22 protein-coding genes, 1 tRNA gene and 1 pseudogene are annotated in these 19,314 nt (G+C 61.7%); 11 read left to right on the top strand and 13 right to left on the bottom strand.

Translation table 11 applies throughout. From position 1 onward, the window contains the following. Positions 1 to 98: 98 nt before the first annotated feature. Positions 99 to 1,253, bottom strand: coding sequence for a helix-turn-helix transcriptional regulator (locus ACFQJB_RS12810; RefSeq protein WP_379727862.1), 1,155 nt, complete (start codon positions 1,251 to 1,253; stop codon positions 99 to 101). 201 nt (positions 1,254 to 1,454) lie between these two features. Here ACFQJB_RS12810 and tuf point away from each other — a divergent pair, with 201 nt between their 5' ends. The 5 genes and pseudogenes from tuf (at position 1,455) to ACFQJB_RS12835 (ending at position 5,316) form a co-directional block, all read left to right on the top strand. Continuing rightward, positions 1,455 to 2,720, top strand: coding sequence for a translation elongation factor EF-1 subunit alpha (tuf, locus tag ACFQJB_RS12815; RefSeq protein WP_379727864.1), 1,266 nt, complete (start codon positions 1,455 to 1,457; stop codon positions 2,718 to 2,720). After that, positions 2,721 to 3,029, top strand: coding sequence for a 30S ribosomal protein S10 (gene rpsJ / locus ACFQJB_RS12820; protein ID WP_021060477.1), 309 nt, complete (start codon positions 2,721 to 2,723; stop codon positions 3,027 to 3,029). A 119-nt stretch (positions 3,030 to 3,148) separates the two neighbouring features. After that, positions 3,149 to 4,183: a hypothetical protein gene (locus tag ACFQJB_RS12825; RefSeq protein ID WP_379727867.1), complete on the top strand. Its 1,035-nt coding sequence runs from the start codon at positions 3,149 to 3,151 to the stop codon at positions 4,181 to 4,183. Positions 4,184 to 4,634: 451 nt separating this feature from the next. Beyond that, a pseudogene (locus ACFQJB_RS12830) lies at positions 4,635 to 5,195 on the top strand (rhomboid family intramembrane serine protease). A gap of 49 nt (positions 5,196 to 5,244) precedes the next feature. Then, positions 5,245 to 5,316, top strand: a tRNA-Ala gene (locus ACFQJB_RS12835). A 116-nt stretch (positions 5,317 to 5,432) separates the two neighbouring features. On the opposite strand, the gene ACFQJB_RS12840 is transcribed toward ACFQJB_RS12835, so the two are convergent. From ACFQJB_RS12840 to ACFQJB_RS12850, 3 genes are all read right to left on the bottom strand, one after another. Continuing rightward, positions 5,433 to 6,545 (bottom strand): type I restriction enzyme HsdR N-terminal domain-containing protein, encoded by a 1,113-nt coding sequence (locus ACFQJB_RS12840; protein WP_379727869.1) that lies wholly within the window; start codon positions 6,543 to 6,545, stop codon positions 5,433 to 5,435. A 91-nt stretch (positions 6,546 to 6,636) separates the two neighbouring features. Beyond that, complete coding sequence (locus tag ACFQJB_RS12845; protein ID WP_379727871.1) at positions 6,637 to 6,888, bottom strand: type II toxin-antitoxin system HicA family toxin; 252 nt, start codon at positions 6,886 to 6,888, stop codon at positions 6,637 to 6,639. Continuing rightward, a complete protein-coding gene (locus tag ACFQJB_RS12850; protein ID WP_379727873.1) occupies positions 6,889 to 7,146 on the bottom strand; it encodes a type II toxin-antitoxin system HicB family antitoxin in 258 nt (85 codons plus the stop codon). Positions 7,147 to 7,398: 252 nt separating this feature from the next. On the opposite strand from ACFQJB_RS12850, the gene ACFQJB_RS12855 reads away from it, so the two are divergent. The 4 genes from ACFQJB_RS12855 to ACFQJB_RS12870 all read left to right on the top strand — a co-directional run bounded on the left by ACFQJB_RS12855 (position 7,399) and on the right by ACFQJB_RS12870 (position 9,549). Then, complete coding sequence (locus ACFQJB_RS12855) at positions 7,399 to 7,593, top strand: cold-shock protein (protein WP_120084710.1); 195 nt, start codon at positions 7,399 to 7,401, stop codon at positions 7,591 to 7,593. Between the two features lie 139 nt (positions 7,594 to 7,732). Continuing rightward, the gene (locus ACFQJB_RS12860) at positions 7,733 to 8,209 is read left to right on the top strand and encodes a DUF5793 family protein (protein WP_120101689.1); all 477 of its coding nucleotides are present in this window, start codon (positions 7,733 to 7,735) and stop codon (positions 8,207 to 8,209) included. Between the two features lie 47 nt (positions 8,210 to 8,256). Continuing rightward, entirely contained in the window at positions 8,257 to 8,892 is a 636-nt protein-coding gene (locus ACFQJB_RS12865) for a uracil-DNA glycosylase family protein (RefSeq protein ID WP_379727876.1), read from the top strand. A gap of 372 nt (positions 8,893 to 9,264) precedes the next feature. Further along, positions 9,265 to 9,549 (top strand): DNA-directed RNA polymerase subunit L, encoded by a 285-nt coding sequence (locus tag ACFQJB_RS12870; protein ID WP_379727878.1) that lies wholly within the window; start codon positions 9,265 to 9,267, stop codon positions 9,547 to 9,549. Here the strand turns inward: ACFQJB_RS12870 and hisF are convergent, their stop codons facing one another. Further along, positions 9,550 to 10,365, bottom strand: coding sequence for an imidazole glycerol phosphate synthase subunit HisF (gene hisF, locus ACFQJB_RS12875; protein ID WP_379727880.1), 816 nt, complete (start codon positions 10,363 to 10,365; stop codon positions 9,550 to 9,552). It lies immediately after the preceding gene. A gap of 305 nt (positions 10,366 to 10,670) precedes the next feature. Further along, entirely contained in the window at positions 10,671 to 11,663 is a 993-nt protein-coding gene (locus ACFQJB_RS12880) for a deoxyhypusine synthase (protein WP_379727882.1), read from the bottom strand. Between the two features lie 109 nt (positions 11,664 to 11,772). On the opposite strand from ACFQJB_RS12880, the gene ACFQJB_RS12885 reads away from it, so the two are divergent. Then, positions 11,773 to 12,189, top strand: a complete 417-nt coding sequence (locus ACFQJB_RS12885) for a hypothetical protein (protein WP_379727884.1) — start codon at positions 11,773 to 11,775, stop codon at positions 12,187 to 12,189. A gap of 63 nt (positions 12,190 to 12,252) precedes the next feature. On the opposite strand, the gene ACFQJB_RS12890 is transcribed toward ACFQJB_RS12885, so the two are convergent. Beyond that, positions 12,253 to 14,025 carry a glycoside hydrolase family 13 protein gene (locus tag ACFQJB_RS12890; RefSeq protein WP_379727886.1) on the bottom strand — a complete coding sequence of 591 codons (1,773 nt, stop codon included), beginning with the start codon at positions 14,023 to 14,025 and terminating at the stop codon, positions 12,253 to 12,255. Positions 14,026 to 14,120: 95 nt separating this feature from the next. Between ACFQJB_RS12890 and ACFQJB_RS12895 the strand changes: the two genes are divergently transcribed. Beyond that, entirely contained in the window at positions 14,121 to 14,294 is a 174-nt protein-coding gene (locus ACFQJB_RS12895) for a DUF7550 family protein (protein WP_379727888.1), read from the top strand. Positions 14,295 to 14,306: 12 nt separating this feature from the next. Here ACFQJB_RS12895 and ACFQJB_RS12900 read toward each other — a convergent pair whose 3' ends face one another. The 6 genes from ACFQJB_RS12900 to ACFQJB_RS12925 form a co-directional block, all read right to left on the bottom strand. Further along, entirely contained in the window at positions 14,307 to 15,467 is a 1,161-nt protein-coding gene (locus ACFQJB_RS12900; RefSeq protein ID WP_379727898.1) for an ABC transporter ATP-binding protein, read from the bottom strand. Between the two features lie 380 nt (positions 15,468 to 15,847). Next, positions 15,848 to 18,037, bottom strand: a complete 2,190-nt coding sequence (purL, locus tag ACFQJB_RS12905; protein ID WP_379722483.1) for a phosphoribosylformylglycinamidine synthase subunit PurL — start codon at positions 18,035 to 18,037, stop codon at positions 15,848 to 15,850. Between the two features lie 80 nt (positions 18,038 to 18,117). Continuing rightward, positions 18,118 to 18,363 carry a DUF3194 domain-containing protein gene (locus ACFQJB_RS12910; protein ID WP_379722486.1) on the bottom strand — a complete coding sequence of 82 codons (246 nt, stop codon included), beginning with the start codon at positions 18,361 to 18,363 and terminating at the stop codon, positions 18,118 to 18,120. Continuing rightward, positions 18,360 to 18,755 (bottom strand): prefoldin subunit beta, encoded by a 396-nt coding sequence (locus ACFQJB_RS12915; RefSeq protein WP_379722489.1) that lies wholly within the window; start codon positions 18,753 to 18,755, stop codon positions 18,360 to 18,362. The genes ACFQJB_RS12910 and ACFQJB_RS12915 overlap by 4 nt, the downstream gene beginning before the upstream one ends. 159 nt (positions 18,756 to 18,914) lie before the next feature. Next, the gene (locus tag ACFQJB_RS12920) at positions 18,915 to 19,169 is read right to left on the bottom strand and encodes a KEOPS complex subunit Pcc1 (RefSeq protein ID WP_379722492.1); all 255 of its coding nucleotides are present in this window, start codon (positions 19,167 to 19,169) and stop codon (positions 18,915 to 18,917) included. Between the two features lie 8 nt (positions 19,170 to 19,177). Further along, on the bottom strand, positions 19,178 to 19,312 hold the full coding sequence (locus ACFQJB_RS12925) for a DNA-directed RNA polymerase subunit P (protein ID WP_021040784.1): 135 nt from the start codon (positions 19,310 to 19,312) through the stop codon (positions 19,178 to 19,180). Positions 19,313 to 19,314: the final 2 nt, after the last annotated feature.

Raw genomic sequence — 19,314 nt, forward strand, 5'->3', positions numbered from 1 at the left:
AACCGCCGGTGCTGTCGCCGAATTACCGCCGTTTTCGCCGAGTTACGACCGGTTCGCCGCGGCGACTGCTGGTGATTTGCCGTCATCGCCCTGATCGGCTACTCATCGGCCTCGTCATCGTCATCGCCGGTCAGGCTCTCGTCAGGGTAGGTGAGGACGTTCTCCCGGCCGATCCGGAAGGAGTCGATGGTTCCGTCCTCCCGCAGCCCGCTGACGACCTTGCTCGTCTTGGCATCGGTCCAGTCGAGTTCCTCGACGACCTGTTTCTGTTTCATGCGACCACCGTGGTCGTCAAGCAGGCGTAGCACCTGTTCTTCGTTGCTGAGGAGTTCCGGATCGGGCTCATCGTCGGCTGCGGCGGCTGTCGACGCGGCTGTGTCAGTATCCGACTCGGTGGAGCTCGCATCGGTGTGGATGTTGGCGTCGGTCTCTGTGTCGACATCGGTCTCGATGTCGGCGTCGGTTTCTGTGCCAACGTCGGTGTCTACAGCAGCTGTCGGCGGGTCGTCGTCGGTGTCGCTCGGTCGCCGCTGGTAGAACCAACCGCCGACGCCGGCCAGCAGGATGACGATGATGATCCCGATCAGCATGGCGGGGGTGAGCCCACTCCCGCTCGCGGCAACGACAACCCGGGGCTCACCTGTCACGAAATCGGTTGACTCGCCGTCCCAGACGACGGCGTTGTCCGGTGTTTCGTCGGCGGCGGGCGACACTGTGTCGACTGTGTAGCCGTCGGGCCACTGCATCCGAAGCCGGGTTTGGTCGTCGAGAAAGAAGCCGTCGATGGCGTCGCCGGCTCGGAGTGTGTCGCCGCTTGTGGTTGCGAAGTTCTCCCACGTGAAGCGGTAGGTGACGATGCCGTACTCCCGGCCGAGCGATTGGGTTTCGGTGTCGACGCTGAACGAGTCGGCGGCCATCTCTCGGTCGGTCGTGTTTTCGGCGGTGGCGACCGTCCGGCGGATGCGCTCGGCGAAGGGATCGGTGTAGGCCGCCGGATCATCGGCGATATCGGCTTGCAGGGAGTCGAAGGCAGCCTGCTCGTCGTCGTTCGCCAAGACGCTTCGGAAGGCGAGGCGCCACTCGGCGGTGCCGTCCTCAGCGAGGGTGACGGTGATCCGAACGTCGTCGGCGTCGACGGCACTCTGTTGGGCGATCACTCCTGTCTGCCCACTGACCGGTGTGGCCGCGACGGTCGTTGCACCGACCACGGCAGCGACGAGCAGCACCACGCACAGCCCGGTTCGCGGTTCCATAGGGGGTCGTTGGCCGCTGATGAGTTAATACCCCTGCTGTCCGGCTCCGGTGTGGGCCGCCGGCTGTGATCCACTGGGCATGGTACGTGCTCCCACAAACCGCAAGAAGGCAGCGGTATCGCCCGGCCGACGTATCGTAATGGTTTTACGGGGAACTGTCGAAAGAACCCTCACAGAACGCCTTAGCGCGTGACTTTACCCATGAGCGACAAACTACACCAGAACTTGGCCATCATCGGCCACGTTGACCACGGCAAGAGCACGCTTGTGGGACGCCTCCTGTACGAGACAGGCTCCGTCCCCGAGCACGTGATCGAACAGCACAAAGAAGAAGCCGAAGAGAAAGGCAAGGGCGGCTTCGAGTTCGCCTACGTGATGGACAACCTCGCCGAGGAGCGAGAGCGTGGTGTCACCATCGACATCGCCCACCAAGAGTTCGACACCGACGAGTACAACTTCACGATCGTCGACTGTCCGGGCCACCGCGACTTCGTGAAAAACATGATCACGGGCGCGAGTCAGGCCGACAACGCCGTCCTCGTCGTTGCCGCCGACGACGGTGTCGCACCCCAGACCCGCGAGCACGTGTTCCTCGCCCGCACCCTCGGTATCAACGAGCTCATCATCGGCGTCAACAAGATGGATCTCGTTGACTACGAGGAAGGCAAATACGAGGAAGTCAAAGACGAGGTCACCGACCTCCTCAACCAGGTTCGCTTCGACACCGAGAACGCGAGCTTCATCCCGATTTCGGCCTTCGAGGGCGACAACATCGCCGAGGCCTCCGACAACACGGGCTGGTACAGCGGCGACACGCTGCTGGAAGCCCTCAACGACCTGCCGGAAGTCGAGCCGCCGACGGACGCGCCGCTCCGACTCCCGATCCAGGACGTTTACACCATCTCCGGCATCGGTACCGTCCCGGTTGGACGGATCGAAACCGGAACCATGGAGCCGGGCAACAATGTCTCCTTCCAGCCCTCTGATGTCGGCGGCGAGGTCAAGACCGTCGAGATGCACCACGAAGAGGTGCCGAGCGCTGGCCCCGGTGACAACGTCGGCTTCAACGTCCGCGGCATCGGCAAGGACGACATCCGACGCGGTGACGTCTGTGGCCCGGCCGACGACCCGCCGAGCGTCGCCGAGACGTTCCAGGCCCAGCTCGTCGTCATGCAGCACCCGTCGGTGATCACCTCGGGGTACACGCCGGTCTTCCACGCCCACACGGCGCAGGTCGCCTGTACCATCGAGTCCATCGACCAGAAGCTCGACCCCTCGACGGGCGAAGTCGCCGAGGAGAACCCGGACTTCATCCAGTCGGGCGACGCCGCCATCGTGACGGTGCGTCCGCAGAAACCGCTCAGCATCGAGCCCTCGGGTGAGATTCCGGAGCTCGGCAGCTTCGCGGTTCGGGACATGGGCCAGACCATCGCGGCCGGCAAAGTCCTCGAAGTCAACGAGCGATAAATGCAGCAAGCACGAGTCCGCCTCGCCGGCACCCACCCCGAGGATCTCGACGACATCTGCGACGACGTGCGGGAAATCGCCGAGAAAACCGGCGTCACGCTCAGCGGGCCGATCCCGCTGCCGACGAAGACGCTGGAGATCCCCTCGCGGAAGTCGCCTGACGGCGAAGGCACTGCGACGTGGGAGCACTGGGAGATGCGCGTTCACAAGCGGCTGATCGATCTGGACGCCGACGAACGCGCGCTTCGCCAGCTCATGCGTGTGCAGGTGCCCAACGAAGTCAGCATCGAGATCGTCCTCGAAGACTGAGCCACGGTCGCCGCGCTAAGGCCTCCGCGGCCCATCGTTTTCGCTTGTTTTTGATCGGCTAGTCACAACACTGCCGCCGTGGTCGCTGGACTTTTTATCATCGCCACGGGAGCGGACGTATGTCAGCCGACGCCGACACGCCGAGCGACCGCATGAGTGACCGCGTCGCAGGGAGCCGGCTGAAACAGTGGTTGTTGCTTGAAGCCGACCGCTGGCTTGTCACGGGGCTGTTGCTTGGTGGTGTCTTTTGTGTGCTCGTCGGCGTCGGGACGCTCACGCCGGGTGGTGCGGCTGCGGTTCGCTCGGGTGATCCGGTCGAAACGCTGTTTCAGGGGTTGTTGACGGCGACGATCACGGGTGTCACGCTCGTGCTCACGCTGAACCAGTTGGTGTTATCCCAGGAGCTCGGTGCTGTCGGCGATCAGCGCGAGCGCATGGACGGCGCGATGACGTTCCGGGATGACGTTGCCACGGAGATCGGCACAGCGGTCAGCCCCGCCCGTCCCGCGCAGTTCCTCCGAGCCCTCGTCGATGTGGCCGGCAAACGGGCTGGTGCGCTCCGCGACGCTGTCTCGGACACACCTGATCCGGAGCTACAGACAGAGATCACCGATCTCACCGATAGCCTCACCGACAACGCCGACCGGGTGTCGGTCAGCCTTGACGGCGCGCAGTTCGGCAGCTTCGATGTGGTGTCTGCGGCACTCAATTTCAACTACTCGTGGAAGATCTTCGCTGCCCGCCGGATCAGCGAACGGTACGACGACAGCCTTGATGCCGATGCCAGCGACGCTCTCGACGAACTGATCGGGGTGCTGAAGCTCTTTGGGCCGGCGCGAGAACACTTCAAAACGCTGTACTTCCAGTGGGATCTGATCAACCTCTCCCGACAAATTCTCGCGGTTTCCGTGCCCGCACTGCTCGTTTCGGCGGTGATGATCGCCTTTTTCGATGCCGCCGACTACGCCGGCACTGTCGCCGGGGTCGACATCGTTGTCGTCGCCGTGGCGGCCGCGACGACGCTCGCCCTGTTGCCGTTTATGCTGTTGATCGCCTACGTGATGCGGATCGCAACCGTCACAAAACACACGCTGTCGATCGGCCCGTTCATTCTGCGAGACACTGATGATGTGAACGAGGTCGAGTGGGACTGACTCGAAGCGAATCGATTGCTACGACCACTAGTGGCACGGTGAGGCATCCGCCCTCGCCGCGGTGGCTACGGCGATACCGGTTCCTCACAGACCGGGCATTCCGGCTCGGTGTCGGTGGTGTCGAGATCCGATACGGTACCTGTCCAGCCGCAGATGGGGCACTGAACGGGTGACTCGGTCACGGACGCGATATTAGCTGGCACGGTGAAAAGCGTGGTGTCGGCGATGGAGCAGAGAGACGGACAGGCAAGCAGGTGAATCGATCCACCAACTAACTGACTTCCTGGCGCCCTGCGACAATCGAAGACGTTCGGGCGACCAGAAGCTTGCTTCTGGTAGACTGAAACGGCGAGCGCGTCGAGGACTTTCTACGTATCTCCTCTCCACGCAGTTCTGTAGCTAACTACTCCCTTGACAGTCCCCTTTTATTCACCCTCGTTAAACACCACCTATGAGTCGGAGTCCGACGATCGACACACTCGGGGTCGTCTTGGTCGTCTTCCTCCTGCAGGTGCCGCTGTCGTTCGTCGGCCTCGGCGGCCTGTTCGTCCTCGCACCGCCGATCACCGCCGATCCGGTGACGATCGTTACCAGTATCTACGCCCACGCCTCACTGGGGCATCTCATCGCCAACAGCGTCGTCCTCGTCGTCGCTGGGCTCGCGGTCGAGCGCCGGACGACGTGGCTACGCTTTCATCTGTTTTTCCTCGTTGTCGGCGCGCTCGCGGGGTCGCCCAGGTCGTCGTCAGCGGACTGGTTGGCCCGGCGACATCGGTGCTCGGGGCCAGCGGCGCGGTCTTCGGGCAGTCGGCTATCTGCTGGCCGGCAACACGGTGTCGACGACGCTGCTGGATCGGCTGCGGCTCTCCCCGCGGGTGCAGGTGGTCCTTACGCGGTGGCCGCGCTGGCGGTGACGGTGTTGACCGGGCGACCGGGGGTCGCACTCGTCGCGCATTTCACCGGGCTGTTCGTCGGGTTGGTGGCTGGTGCGGCGGGCGTCCTTGACGCGTAGTCGGGCGAAACAGAAGCTACAAGTGTGCTGCAGGGCTCAAACAGAGTGCGGGCTCGTAGATCAGCGGTAGATCGCTTCCTTCGCAAGGAAGAGGCCCCGGGTTCAAATCCCGGCGAGTCCACTTCACTCGTTTTCGCTTCGCTCAAACTCGTTCAGTGGCCTCGCCGACCTCCCACTCGCTCCCTGCGGTCGCTCGCGGGAGTCCCGGCGAGTCCATCCATCTTGTCCATTACTATCTCACTCGTCTTCTTCGGGCCACTCGCCCAGAAACTCAACCGCGAGATCAACGTTTTCAGCGATATCACGGAGTCGTGTCTTCTTCCCGCGAGTATTGAGTGAGGTGTGTAGAAAGCAGCCGTTCGACAGTTCGTACGGTATCCGCATCTCCTCACCGTTGGGGTGTTCTGGTTCGGTATTGATTGAACAGTTCTTTCGTGCCCGTGGTGGCGAGTACGGAAGTTCGATTTTGTCAATCAGGTCGTGGTGCTTGATCAGATAATCAACTGCCTCGCCCATGTTGATCTTCTGTTGGGTGTGGATTTCGCTATCGATCTCGGGGATCATTTTCCCGTCTGAAAATCTGATCACGTATCCCTCGTCAGGCTCCTCTGCTTCGTCTACTGTCGGCTGTGTTGCGGTTGTATCTTCCTGATTGGCTGTCGGTTCGTCGCTCACAAACTGTCGTTGCTCACGGAGCACCGAGACGAGCCCCTGGACGAACTCGCGGGCCTGTTCCTCCAGATCAATCGTCAGTTCGCCAACTTCGCGTTCGACGGCCTCGGTTACAGCGTCGGTGACGCCGTCCTCGTTGTCCTGCAGCGCGTTGATTGCGCGGTTCGTCTGGGCGACCTGTTCGGCGACCTCGTCGGATTTGCCCGACCGAATCGACTCCTTCGTGAGCAGTTCTAGCACGCCGGGATTTTCGGTCAGATCGTCAAGTTCGAACTGGACGACAGACACCTCCTCGCCGCCGTTCTCGTTGCGGTTCTTCGTGAGTACTTCGAACGACTGGCCGTTGGTCAAAATTCCCCAGTCGACATCGAGTTCCTGTCGCATGTAGCTCCGCAACTGCTGGACTTCGGTGTCAGTGAGGGTTGCCCGTACTGGCTTCGCCTCGACGAACACCACCGGCGAGTCACCAACGAGGAGGGCGTAATCGACGTGTGTGCTGCCCGAAGCCATCGGGATCGTGTATTCGAGGGCGACCTCCGTCGAGTAGAGATCCCAGCCGAGGAGTTCGAGAAACGGCTGGACGAGTTTGACCTTCGTGTTCTCCTCGTCCATCTGCGGTGACGATTCGATGAGCTGTTGACACCGCTGGACGTACTCCTCGATTTCGTCCCGCTGCATGACGGGTGTATGGTTAGCGTATCCATTTAAAACAGTGCGACTCGGCTGACTGTCTGCTACAATGGGGTATCGATGTCGCCGTTTTTCTCAGTCAGCAATTCTTGTCGATCCACGCACACCACGCATGGAAATCCTCTGCCCCGCACTGCTCGGCAATCGACTGTAGCGTCCCTGTCGGTATTTCGTCCTCTGATTTCATCGGTACGGTCACAATACGCACCTCGTCGGTTTCGGGGTGTTCGTATCGAAGTTTCAGGTGGCTCCCTCGCTGTCCTGCCCGTCTAAATCCGTGATTGCGGAGTACATTTGCGATCTCCTGCCCGGAGAAATTTGTCCGCACCATCTACTGCATGAATTCTGGGAGCGAGTCGTCGCCCGTGTTCTCTGGATCGAGCCCGAACTCCCGGAGTGTCTCGTCGGTCACTGGCTCGCCCTCGCCCGTCTGCAGCGACAGTGCCTCGGCGAGCATGACGAGTGCTTCGGCTTTGGTTTCGCCGTAGGACGCCACGCCGGTTTCGAGGTCTCGGGCGGTGATCCGGCCGTCGTCCTCGTAGATGAATTCGACCCCATCGGCGCGGTTGTCGCGTGTAGTACTGGCCATGTTACTGCACCCTATGTCGGAATCCGGAATAAGGGTTCGGCCGCCGCCGCTTTCGTCCTGGACTACGCAGACTGGCTACTCATACACCGCGGAGTTCAGCATCCACAGACAGCGCTGCTGATCGATAAGCGGCTCGCGTGGTCTGGCTTGGTTGCTGTCGCTTCCGCTCGCATCGTCCCGCGTTATCATACGTTCCGAGCTATCGACTCTCACGGGGGATTTACATACCTCCGGCTCTTCGGTCAAGTTGCAATGGCAAACGGTACGGTTGACTTCTTCAACGACACTGGCGGCTACGGATTCATTGATACTGACGATGCTGACGACGACGTGTTCTTCCACATGGAAGACGTTGGCGGCCCGGATCTCGAAGAGGGCCAGGACGTCGAGTTTGACATCGAAGAGTCCCCGAAGGGCCCACGAGCGACGAACCTCGAGCGCCTGTAAGGCAGCCTCCAATCGCGCAGCAACGAGCGTCGCGGCATCGACGCGATCAGATTTTCCTGATTTCTCACCCGTCCAGCGGTGCTGCTGTGGTCACCGGGCGTCAGCTTGATACCCACGGAAACCGAAACAGAGGTATCGAATGCGGCGTGAACACTTCGACCTCGACGTGCGCAACCTTGAGTGGGTGGAGGCTGACGGCGACCCCGAACAGCCACTCGCTTTGATCGAGTTCTCCGGGCCGGCCGAGGAGCTGATCGACCGCCTGACCGGCGTCGACGGGACGCCACTGGACAGCGAGGAGATCGATGTCGCCTTCCGACTCCGCGATCCCTTCGACGACAGCGATGACGCCACCGGCGTTGTCGCCGTCACCAACCGACTGACCGGCGAGTTCATCTTCGAGACCAACGAGGACGCCGAGGATGTCTTCCAGTTCATCCACGCGGCTCGGGAGTACGGCCAGTCGACCGACGCGACCGACGCCCGCTACCGGATCCGGCTCTCGCTGGCCGACGGCAAGACGATGACCTACGACAAGGGCACCTTCCTCGTCTACGACGATGAGGGTGACCTGCTACGCAGCCAGAGTCTGATCCCCTCCGGCGTTGAGCTGTAGCGACCGAAACCAATAGACAGTTAGCGTCCTCCATCTAACCGATTCCCGTGCGCAACGTCACCGACCGGACGAGCAATCCCTTTGATTTTCATCCGCCCTGTGAGCGGTTCGTCCCCGGCTACGGCGATGCCAACGCCGACTTTCACGTGATCGGCGACCATCCGGGCATCCACGGCGGGGTTGACACCGGCGTGCCGTTCACTGAGACGCCGGGTGCGGAGGCCCTCCAATCAGTCCTGCAAGCGACCGGGCTGCTCGAAACGACCGGTGATCGACCGACGGTCAACGCGACCTACCTCTCGTATCTGCATCTCTGTGTTCCCCCGGCCGATGGCCAGCCAACCGACCGCGAGTACACCGAGCTGGAGCCGTTTTTTGACGCCGAACTCCGCGCGATCGCGGCCCACGTCCTGCTCCCGGTCGGTGAGCGGGCGACCCGCCACGTCTTCGAAACCTGTACCGCCCGCCCGTGGACGCCGGCAACCAAGATGGCTGACCTCCATGCGACGGAGATCCGCGGCAGCGGCTGGCTCGTGGTGCCGATCGCCGAGCCCGCTGACTGGGGCCCCGACGACGGCGACGCGTTGGAAACCGCGCTTGATCGGCTCCAAGCGACGGACTTCCGTCGGGAAAGCGACCTCGGGCGGTTTATCGCCGGCAGTGATCCCTACTACGTTCGATAGCCGAGCGGACGAACGTCCGACAAGCCGCCGTTGAATCCGACAGTTCACGCTATATTGGTTATTGGATATGTATTTGCCCAGAATTACACGGTCGGCTGGCGAAATTTAGCCCGTCGGAAGCCTTTTTGCGCCCATCCGTGCAATCACCCATCGGCGAACTGGCGTTGACGCGTCAGCGTCGCCGACACGCTGTGGACTAGTGCTCCCACAGTGGCTTGGTCAGTCAGACGGCCCCTCGCGGGCCGCCTTCCGCGGGTGAACTGCCACGGCCCTGCGGTGTCGTCGGACTGTCGTCGACTGCATGTCTTTTTCTTCTCGATCACCCGTCTCGGACAACGAAAGCGTAAAACGGCGACCGCCCAAACAGCGACTATGGAACTGCGTGTTATCGAGAAAACCGACACGGAGCTGCGGATCGAGATCGCCGGCGAGGATCACACCTTCATGAACGTCCTGAAAGGGGAACTGCTTGAGGCTGACGGCGTTTCCGCCGCGACCTACAACATGAACCCCGAGCAGTCCGGCGGCCAGACCGAACCTGTCCTGTCGATTACGACCGAGGACGGCCGCGACCCGCTGGACGCCTTGGCCGACGGCGCGAGCGCGGTTCGCGAGACGACCGACGCGTTCAAAGACGCCTTCGAGGCGGCAGCGTAGTTACTGCCGGATCGGGAGCCCTTTGTCGGCGAGATAGGCTTTTGTGTCGGCGATGCTGTACTCATCAAAATGAAAGATTGAGGCTGCGAGCCCCGCATCCGCACCAGCCTCGACGAAGACCTCCTCCATATCCTCCGGGCCGCCACAGCCCGAGGAGGCGATCACGGGTGTCGAAACATTATCGCAGACCGCCTTCGTCAGCGGGATGTCGTAGCCGTCTTTCGTGCCGTCGGCGTCGATTGAGTTGACGAACAACTCGCCTGCGCCGCGGTCTTCGGCCTCTTTTGCCCACGAGATCACGTCGCGGCCGGTGCCCTCGCGGCCACCCTTGACGGTGCATTCGAACCAGACTTCTTCGCCGTCGACGGTGACGTAATGCTCGCCCTTGTCGTCGGAGCGGCGGCGGGCGTCGACGGAGATGACGATACACTGACTGCCGAAGGCCTCGGCGCCTTCGGTGATGAGTTCCGGGCGTTCCAGCGCGCCGGTGTTGATCGAGACCTTATCCGCGCCAGCGCGGAGGGTTTCTTTGATGTCGTCTTTGGTTCGGATGCCGCCGCCGACAGTCAGGGGGATGAAACACTCGTCGGCGACCGCCGAGACCGTTTCGAGCATGGTTTCGCGTCCCTCGGCGGAGGCGGTGATATCGAGGAAGACGAACTCGTCGGCCCCGGATTCGTTGTAGGCTTTCGCCATCTCGACGGGGTCGCCGGTGTATTTGAGATCCTCGAAGTTGACCCCGGTGTAGACGGCGGCGTTGCCGTCGTCGTCGAGGTCGACATCGATACAGGGGATGATCCGTTTTGTGAGCGTCATCTGATATCTGCCTGTACACAACTCCGAGGCTTCACCGTTTCGACCGGTGTTTGAGACTCCACAAACAGCCACCAGTCATCCGGGTAGCTTCGCTCGATTGATCAACCGCCACCCCTGGCGGATTGAAAGGGCGAAGCACGCTCGGCGAACCTGGACGACGTAAGCACCGCAGGAGTGAGCAATGCGAACGACGAGGAGCGCAGCGAGTCCCGGGAGTCGAGCGTGCTGAGGGCTTTCTGGATATATTTTACTGCAACTCCAAAAGCAGATCAACGTCAAAATTCAGCCATCGAGTATCGCTCAGATCAATCGTCGCGGTTGTGGAACGCCGCGGCCGCCAACAGCGGGAACACCAGCGTCGCCTCGGCTTCGATCTGGGTGTAGTTGGTCTCCTGTTCTTTGATCTTCCCCCAAGAGACGGCTTCGTCCGGCGGCGCGCCCGACAGCGAGCCGTCGCCCTCCATTCCCGTCGAGATGTAGACCACATAGTCCGCGCCGCCGCGGAAGAGGTTCGTCATGATCGCGTGGTGTTTCGGGACGCCGTCGCCGACGGCGATGAGGCCGGTCGTGTCGGCCAGTAGGCCTTGCTCGATGAGTTTGTCGTAGTCGTCGAGGATCTCGATGCCGATGTCGACGTCGTTGGCCTGCTTGTAGTAGTAGAGGAAGTTGCCGACCTCGGCGTCAGTCAGGGCGGGACAGTAGACGGGGACGTCGTGGTCGGCGGCCTGTTTCAACACCGAATTCTCGTCGTCCAGTCGCTCGCCAAGCTCGCGGGCGAACGCGGTCGGCGTGCGAACCTGCTCGTCGGCGAAGAAGTCGTCGAAGAAGTCATAGAGGTACTGTTCGAGCCAAACGTAGCGATCCGAGGGGACGTAGATGTTGCCCAAGCGATTGATCCCCTGTTCGCGGAGTTCGGCCTCGTCGGCCTGCCACTCGCCCATCTTGAACGGGCGGGCGCTCTTGATCACGTCCTCGGTCAGCGAGCCGGAGGTCGTGATCAGCACGTCGACGTAGCCTTCGCGGATCAGCGAGGCGACGACCTCCCGCAGCCCCGAGGAGATGATGTTGGAGGTGCAGGTGAGGTAGATCGTCGCGTCGTCGTCCTGCATCTTTTTGCTGATCTCGATGCCCTCCGCGAGGTGGGTCGCCTGAAAGCCGGTCGTCGCGTAGCTGTCCAGCAGGTCGTCGAAATCGAACTCGCCGCGGAAATCGTAGCCACGCACGTCGGCGGTGTCGGGCTCGTTGTCGCTGCCCGGCACCACGTGGTCGTGGGTTTCCTCGGTCGTGTCGTTGCTCATGGGTGAGCGTTGGGCTACGGGGGTTTGAACGAATCGGGTTTAGTCTGTACAAAGTTTGTCCTGCGGACAAACCCCTCCAATGAAATGAAATGGCAACATACCCGTCTACATGACAGATGATGAACCAGATGCTGGAGAAGAAACCAATCATCTTGCTACTGGTTCCGGTCGTTTAGTCGATGGAATATCAAATATAATCGAAGGCATGCGTCATATCAAATTATTTCTCAAACAATGGCGTGCTAGGCATACCTACATTCGATTTATATTAGATTTAGTGATAGGTGGTGTAATTTTATCTGGATTAGGACGTGTCGCAAAAGTAGCGTATGAGTTTTTCTTCGGGAGAGTAGTTGTTGCTGGTAATGACTTAGGTACAGCTACAACTCCGCTTCCACTGGGGCTTTCTGTGAATATCTTGTTTATTCTCTGGCTCGTAACGGCGTATGTTGGCTTTATTAGACTAGTTCGACTACGTCAGCGAGTCGTAGAACTGGAAAACCAGTCCGAAAATACCAGCAGCTGATGTGAACTGTCCTCAACTCTTCTAACCACTATTTCACTGAAAGTTCATGCCGCGACAGACTTCCTACTTCAGCCGATAGATCCGCGCTTCCCACGGCCGCAGATCGAACGCTTCGGCGTCGACATCGGTCGCACGCTCGTCGGCCCCGTAGTTACACAGCAGGAGTTCGGCCTCCATCTCGTGGGGGTTGAAATCGACCTCGTACTCCGGAATCCAGGTGTGGCTTTCGAACTCGGCGAAGTTGAGCGTGACCAGCAGTCGCTCGTCGCCCAGCGTGCGCACGTACGACCAGACCTCCTCGTGGTCGTTGATCAGCACCTCATAGTCGCCGTAGACCATCACGTCGCTTACGTCGCTGTCCTTGCGGAGCTCCATCAACTCGCGGTAGTAGTGCCAGATCGAGTCCTCGTCGTCGCGGGCGGCTTCGACGTTGATCTCGTCGTGGTTCGGGTTGACGCCGATCCACGGCTCGCCGTCGGTGAAGCCGGCGTGCTCGCTGTCGTCCCACTGCATCGGCGTCCGGGCGTTGTCGCGGCTGTTGTGCCGCAGCCCGTGTTTGATATCGTCGAAGCTCTCGATCTCGCCGCTTTCGAGGGCGTTCCGCACGGGGTTGATCGTCTCCACGTCGCGGAACTCATCGAGCGAGTCGAAGGGGTAGTTCGTCATGCCGATTTCCGCGCCCTGGAAGATGTAGGGCGTCCCCCGAAGCGTGAAGATCAGCGTCGCCAGCAGCTTCGCTGACTCCTCGCGGTACTCGCCGTCGTTGCCAAAGCGGGAGACGAGTCGCGGCTGGTCGTGATTGCTGAGATAGATGCTGTTCCAGCCGTCGTCGGCCAGCCCGTACTGCCAGCGATTAAACGAGTCCCGCAGGTCGTTGAGCGTCCACTCGTTGGTCTCCCAGATCTCACCGCCGTGATCCAAGAGGACGTGATCGAAGTGGAACAGCGTCGACAGCGGCCCATCGCGGCCGACGTAATCGATGGCAGTCTCCATATCCATCCGGCCCATCATCTCGCCGAGCGCGAACACGTCCCGATCCGCGAGCACGCGGTCGTGCATCGTATCGAGGAACTCCTGCATCCGCGGGCCGTCGAAGGTCTCCCAGACTTCGGTGTCGTTTTGCGGCGGATCGTGTTTTGTCACCGAATCCGGCTTTGAGAGAAGGTTGATCACGTCCATCCGGAAGCCATCAATCCCCTTGTCGAGCCACCACTCCATCATCTCGAAAATCTCGTCGCGGACATCTGGGTTCTCCCAGTTCAGATCGGGCTGTTTCTCGTCGAACAGATGGAGATACCATTTGCCAACATCCTCGTCGTAGGCCCACGCCGGGCCACCGAAGAAGGACTCCCACTCGTTCGGTGGGGCTTCGTCCTCGGGGCCGAGATGGCCGGTGAAGCCGTCGATGTCGGTGCGACCCTGCTTCCAGATGTAGTAGTCGTGATAGTCGCTGTCCGGGTCGCGGGCGTTGACGAACCACTCGTGTTCGTCGGAGGTATGGTTGACCACGAGATCCATGATGAGTTTGATGTCGCGGTCGTGGAGCCCATCGAGGAGTTCCTCCCAGTCCTCCATGGTGCCGAACTCGTCCATGATCGACTGGTAGTCGGCGATATCGTACCCGTTGTCGGCGTTCGGTGACTCATACACCGGGTTGAGCCAGATGATGTCGACACCCAGATCGTCGAGATAGTCGAGTTTCTCGATGATCCCCGGGATATCGCCGATCCCATCGCCGTTTGTATCATTAAAACTTCGAGGATAGATCTGATAAATAACCGATTCTTTCCACCACGCACGGTCAAGAAGCTGTTCGTCTGTCGTCGAGGCTGTCATATCTCACCTTGTTCGTCCGACTGCGTTAATACCTATGCTTCCGGCGACTATGGTGATGCGTGTGTTTTAGTATGCTACCGGCGAACAATCAGCTAATGACCGCACACGATCACGACGATGAGGATCCGTTCGACCGACACGAGGAGGAGACGGCCAACCGTGTCACCGCCCCGATGCAGCCGTTTACCCGCCAGCAGGCGACGACCGGCGGGCTCATTCTGCTTGTTGGCCTGCTCGTCGTGTTCGGCCTCCCGCTGATCGCGCTGTGAGCCGGCTGCCGGCTACAGGCTCTCGGTGAACGAACAGAAGTCGCCGTTTTCTGAAACCGAACAACCCCGTGTTTCGCTGTCGACGCCGGGGCGTGGATACCACGCCAGCGGGTGGTCGGCGACGAGGTCGACGGTTACGCGCTCGCCGAGTTCGAAATCCTCGACGTGGTTGTGCAGACAGTGGATCGTATCACCGCTGTCGAGTTCGACCCGGTAGATGAACGACGGGCCAACATACTGCCGGGAGACGACCTCGCCGTCGGTCTGGTCTTCATGCGCCCGGCCCGCCCGCAAGTCATCAGGTCGCACAAGCACGTCGACAGCGATCCCCTCGTATTCGGCGGCGTAGCCGTCGAGGGTTCGGGCATCGAAGGCACCGATCCCGGTTTTCACGGTGTCGTCGTGAACGTACGCCGTCAGGAAGCTTGCCCGCCCGAGGAAAGAGGCCACAAACCGTGATTTCGGCTGCTCGAAGACGCGTTCGGGCCGACCAAGCTGTTCGATCTCGCCGTCGTTCATCACGGCGACGCGATCGGAGATCGAGAGCGCTTCCTCCTGGTCGTGGGTGACGGAGATCGCGGTGACACCGGCTTCCTTGAGGATCGATCGTACCTCCTCACGCATCTCGACCCGAAGTCGCACGTCGAGATTCGAGAACGGCTCATCAAGCAGCAATACCTCGGGTTCGGGCGCGAGCGATCGGGCGAGCGCGACGCGCTGTTTTTGCCCGCCAGACAGCTGATCAGGAGATTTCTCGCCGTGATCGGGCATATCGACCAGCTGCAAAAGTTCATCGACGCGGGCCTCGGTGTCGACAGCGTCCACATCTTCCAGCCCGAAGGCGATGTTTTCGCGCACCGAGAGATGCGGAAACAGCGCGAAATCCTGAAAGACAATCCCGACGTCCCGTTCCTCGGGATCGGTCGCCTCGGCTGGCCTTGCCACCGGCTCGTCGTTGAGCGTGATTTCGCCGGCGGTCGGCGTTTCAAGCCCGGCCAGCAGCCGGAGGGTCGTCGTCTTCCCGCAGCCGGAGGGGCCGAGTAGCGTGAGGAGTTCACCGCGTTCGACCGTCAGCGAGATCTCCGAAACCGCTGTCTCCTTGCTGAACTCCTTGGTCACCCCGTCGAGTTCGAGAATCGGATCGTCGACGGTCGATTCCGACTCATCCGGCATCGTCGGGTGCTCGGCGTCCTGTGCGACCGCGCCGTGCATGAGTGAGTTGTTTGCCATAGCGATCCGAAATGAAGCAATTTCACAGCCAGCGACGGCGATCGTCGGTGGCGTGGTGGCTCCGTTCTTGCTGTCACACTACTTTAGGATCTCCTAAAAGCATGTCGGCTTCCGTCTCATCAGCTACACCAACAGGGTCTTTACCGGCTGTCGCCTCGACTGTGGTGAAGCAACGGGGTGTCGACGTAGGATACCGACACCCTCGCGCTTCAACCCTACTACCACGAGCGACAGCACTGCCTCGTTTACAGACAGCAGTTTGCGGCACTCTGTCCGCGAATGTTCTCCCGTCAGCAGCCGGTCGAGCCGACTGCCACAGCGATTTACTCCAGCGTCTTGGGGATCACATCTCGCAGGTCGGCGACCGCCTCCGATTCGAGGTCGACCGTTTCGTCGCCGACCGTCAACGACAACGTGCCGTCAGCAGTCGCGTCGCCGAGCGATTCGACAGCCGCGACGCCGTCGAAGGCCGCTCGCACGCTCTCGGGATCGGTCGTCTCAACCACGACCCGGCCGGGCGTTTCGTCGAACAGCGCGACCGCATCGTCGATGGCCACGTCGGCACCGGCGTCGGCCGTCAGCAACTCAGCCAGCGTGACCGCCAACCCGCCGTGACTCACGTCGTGAGTCGCCAGCGTCGTCTCGTCGCGGGCGACCTCGGCAATCGTGGCGACGAGGTCGGCAGGGTTTTCGGGCAGTTCGGGGAACGCGTCGCTGCCACCCACAGCGTTGAGGTATTCGGAGCCGCCGAGGGCGTCGCCGGCGTCGCCGACGACGAGCAATTCGCCCTCACCGCTGAGCGCGGCCGGCGGGGCGTCGTAGCCGGCTTTCGTGCCGACCATCGCCAGCGTCGGCGTCGGTGGGATCGGGCCGGCCTCCGAATCGTTGTACAGCGAGACATTGCCGCCGACCACCGGCGTCGAGAGGTCGGCACACATCTCCGCGAGGCCGTCGACGATCCCCTTGAAGCCGCCGTACACGTCGGGTTTCTCGGGGTTGCCGCCGTTGAGACAGTCGACCGCTGCGAGCGGCACCGCGCCTTTGGCGGCGATGTTGGTCGCGTTTTCGAGGGCGACCGCTCGTGCGCCACCGTAAGGGTCGGCTGTCGTCCAGTTCGGATTCGCCCCCGACGAGATGGCGAGACCGGTTCCCGCACCCGTTGTGTCGTCGGCGTCGCCGCTCGTCTCCCGGACGGCCATGATCGCCGCGTCGTCGCCGGGCTTCATCGCGGTTCGGAGGCCGACCTCGTGGTCGTACTGTCGGTACACCCACCGCTTGGAGGCGGTGTTGGGGTTCGCAATGACGGCCTCGACCGCGTCGTCGAGATCGGCGTCCGGCAGATCGCGCTCGGCGGGTTCGGGGTCGACGGCGTCAAGATCGTTCATCGGCGCGCCCTCCGCGAGGAATTCGGGGTCGACGTCGACGACGACTTCGCCGTTGAAGGTGCAGGTGTAGTTGCTCTCGCTGACCTCGCCGATCACCGAGCAGCCGAGGTCGAATCGCTCGGCGATCGCCGCCACGCGGTCGACATCCTCAGGCGCGACCTCGTAACACATTCGCTCTTGGGATTCAGCCAGCAGGATTTCCAGCGCGTTCATGTTGGGTTCCCGTTGGTGGACACGATCCAACGCGATGTCCGCGCCGAAGCCACCCTTAGCGACGAGTTCGGAGGAAGCACCGCCGAGGCCGGCCGCCCCGAGATCGCGGGCCGACTGAACGAGGTTCTCGTCGATCAGCGTCTCGCTGGCCTCGATGAGCAGTTTTTCGCTGTAAGGGTCGCCGACCTGTACCGCCGGGCGATCCTCGGTTTCGGCGTCCTCGTCGAGGTCTTCGCTGGCAAACGACGCGCCGCCGAGGCCGTCGCGGCCGGTCGCGTTGCCGAACAGAACGAGCTTGTTGCCCGCCTGCTGAGCTTCGGCGGTCACGACGCGTTCCTCGTCGGTCAGGCCGACGCAAGCAACGTTGACCAGTGGGTTGCCGACGTAGTCGGCGTGGAAATCGACGCTGCCGGCGACCGTCGGGACGCCGATGGAGTTGCCGTAGTCGCTGATCCCCTCGACGACACCTTCGAACAGATATTGGGAATGTTCGCGGTCGAAATCGCCGAAGTAGAGGCTGTCGGCCAGCGCGATCGGGTACGCGCCCATCGACAGCGTATCGCGGACGATGCCGCCGACGCCGGTGGCCGCGCCGTCGTAGGGATCGACGTAGCTCGGGTGGTTGTGGCTCTCGATGCCGAGCGTGATGTAGGTCTCGCTGTAGTCCTCGCGTGTGCGCTCGCTTGCGGGCGTGTCGGCGGCGTCGGGTTCGGGGACGGCGATGACGGCGGCGTCGTCGCCGGGGCCGATAACAACCTGGTCGCCCGCGCTGTCAAAGGCCCCAAGCAGGGGCCGCGAGGAGCGATAGGCGCAGTGTTCGCTCCAGAGATTTTCGAAGAGATTCGCCTCGGCGGGCGTCGGCTCACGGCCGAGTTCGGCGGTGATCAACTCGCGGTCGGACTCCAGGAGACTCATTTGGGCTCCCTTTCGAACCGCCGGCTTAATCTCTTTTCATGTCCGCGATGCGGTCGCAAAAATGGGGCTGCAGTGTCGATTTACTCGAAGAGCTCGTCGACGGCGTCCTCGGCGGCATCGATCGCCGCGTCAGCGACGGCCTCCGGGTCGGCCTCGGCATCGTCGACCGTGTTCAGGTAGATATCGAGATCCAACACACCATCCTCGAAGGTGACGGTGATATCGAGATCCGTGATCGCGGAGTTCGCAAACCGCGAGAGGATGAACCCCTCAGCGGCCTCCGCAGCGGTGGTGACAACCGTTTCGTCGTCCGGTTCCGTACTCATTTACGCGCCGCCGGCGCCGCCCGACCGGCCGGGCCCTGCGGGCCGCCCGCGCCGCCGAGCATCTGCTGGAGCTCGTCCTGCAGGCTCTCGAATTTCTCTTGGACTTTCGTCTCCTGTTTGTCGAGCTGTTCGGCACGAACTTCGAGATCCTCGACCTTCTCTTCGAGCTTGTCGGATGCCGACGCGTAGTCGGTCTCGATGAGGAGTTCGCCGACCTCGCGGTACATCGTTGCGTCGTCGTCAACGTTGTCGAGGGCGTCGAGTGCAGCCTTGGTCTCGGTCAGTGTGGACTCGGTCTGCTGTTTCTGCTCGGAGACCTCCTGGGCGGTCTCTTGAAGATCCTGCAGCGTTTCGAGTTTGTCCTGCGCTTCCGGCGGTAGGTTACCCTGCATACCCCACTGGATGGTCGCCACATGGAAAAAGCCATGCAATTCCGACGGCCGCCTGATCGACAGACGGCGTCGGGATCGTGTCGAATCTAACCGGTGTCGGCTCTCGACAGCGGTGGCGTTCTTCGCAGTTGGCTCTCTGTTGCCGCTGTGGTGTGCCGATCAGGCCAGTATGTCGTCGGCGACCGTTTCGGCGGTCGCCACGTAGCGACACCAACTGTTGATCCCGGCGCGAAGCGCGACGCGGTCGGTCGCGGTAATCTCGATAGTGAGGATAGCCGCGTCGCGGTCGACGCTCACTGTCGAGCGATCCTCGTCGAGTTCACCGACCTCGACAGCGATGCTGCGTTCGACCCGCTGTGCGGCTGTCGCTGTCGGATACTCAAAACGCAACTGCGTAGAATGAAGCTGTGACACGACCGCCGTCAGTGGACGTCGACTTCCTTGATGCCGCCGCCGCGTTCCTTCAGGAGGACGCGGTGCCCGCAGTACGGACAGCGAACGCCGCCGTACTCATCGAGCGTCACGTCGCGTTTACAGCGCGAGCACTTGTAGCTCATTC

Origin of the sequence: Halonotius sp. GCM10025705 (assembly GCF_042662885.1) — an archaeon.
GTDB classification, from domain to species: Archaea; Halobacteriota; Halobacteria; order Halobacteriales; family Haloferacaceae; genus Halonotius; species Halonotius aquaticus.

Coding starts and splice junctions, on each gene's coding strand:
- ACFQJB_RS12900 (WP_379727898.1), bottom strand. CDS start 15,467: ATGCCGGATGAGTCGGAATCGACCGTCGACGATCCGATTCTCGAACTC.
- ACFQJB_RS12810 (WP_379727862.1), bottom strand. CDS start 1,253: ATGGAACCGCGAACCGGGCTGTGCGTGGTGCTGCTCGTCGCTGCCGTG.
- ACFQJB_RS12840 (WP_379727869.1), bottom strand. CDS start 6,545: ATGCAGCGGGACGAAATCGAGGAGTACGTCCAGCGGTGTCAACAGCTC.
- ACFQJB_RS12915 (WP_379722489.1), bottom strand. CDS start 18,755: ATGCAGGGTAACCTACCGCCGGAAGCGCAGGACAAACTCGAAACGCTG.
- ACFQJB_RS12855 (WP_120084710.1), top strand. CDS start 7,399: ATGGCAAACGGTACGGTTGACTTCTTCAACGACACTGGCGGCTACGGA.
- hisF (WP_379727880.1), bottom strand. CDS start 10,365: ATGACGCTCACAAAACGGATCATCCCCTGTATCGATGTCGACCTCGAC.
- ACFQJB_RS12850 (WP_379727873.1), bottom strand. CDS start 7,146: ATGGCCAGTACTACACGCGACAACCGCGCCGATGGGGTCGAATTCATC.
- ACFQJB_RS12895 (WP_379727888.1), top strand. CDS start 14,121: ATGACCGCACACGATCACGACGATGAGGATCCGTTCGACCGACACGAG.
- ACFQJB_RS12870 (WP_379727878.1), top strand. CDS start 9,265: ATGGAACTGCGTGTTATCGAGAAAACCGACACGGAGCTGCGGATCGAG.
- ACFQJB_RS12890 (WP_379727886.1), bottom strand. CDS start 14,025: ATGACAGCCTCGACGACAGACGAACAGCTTCTTGACCGTGCGTGGTGG.
- ACFQJB_RS12860 (WP_120101689.1), top strand. CDS start 7,733: ATGCGGCGTGAACACTTCGACCTCGACGTGCGCAACCTTGAGTGGGTG.
- purL (WP_379722483.1), bottom strand. CDS start 18,037: ATGAGTCTCCTGGAGTCCGACCGCGAGTTGATCACCGCCGAACTCGGC.
- tuf (WP_379727864.1), top strand. CDS start 1,455: ATGAGCGACAAACTACACCAGAACTTGGCCATCATCGGCCACGTTGAC.
- ACFQJB_RS12885 (WP_379727884.1), top strand. CDS start 11,773: ATGACAGATGATGAACCAGATGCTGGAGAAGAAACCAATCATCTTGCT.
- ACFQJB_RS12910 (WP_379722486.1), bottom strand. CDS start 18,363: ATGAGTACGGAACCGGACGACGAAACGGTTGTCACCACCGCTGCGGAG.
- ACFQJB_RS12845 (WP_379727871.1), bottom strand. CDS start 6,888: ATGGTGCGGACAAATTTCTCCGGGCAGGAGATCGCAAATGTACTCCGC.
- ACFQJB_RS12825 (WP_379727867.1), top strand. CDS start 3,149: ATGTCAGCCGACGCCGACACGCCGAGCGACCGCATGAGTGACCGCGTC.
- rpsJ (WP_021060477.1), top strand. CDS start 2,721: ATGCAGCAAGCACGAGTCCGCCTCGCCGGCACCCACCCCGAGGATCTC.
- ACFQJB_RS12880 (WP_379727882.1), bottom strand. CDS start 11,663: ATGAGCAACGACACGACCGAGGAAACCCACGACCACGTGGTGCCGGGC.
- ACFQJB_RS12925 (WP_021040784.1), bottom strand. CDS start 19,312: ATGAGCTACAAGTGCTCGCGCTGTAAACGCGACGTGACGCTCGATGAG.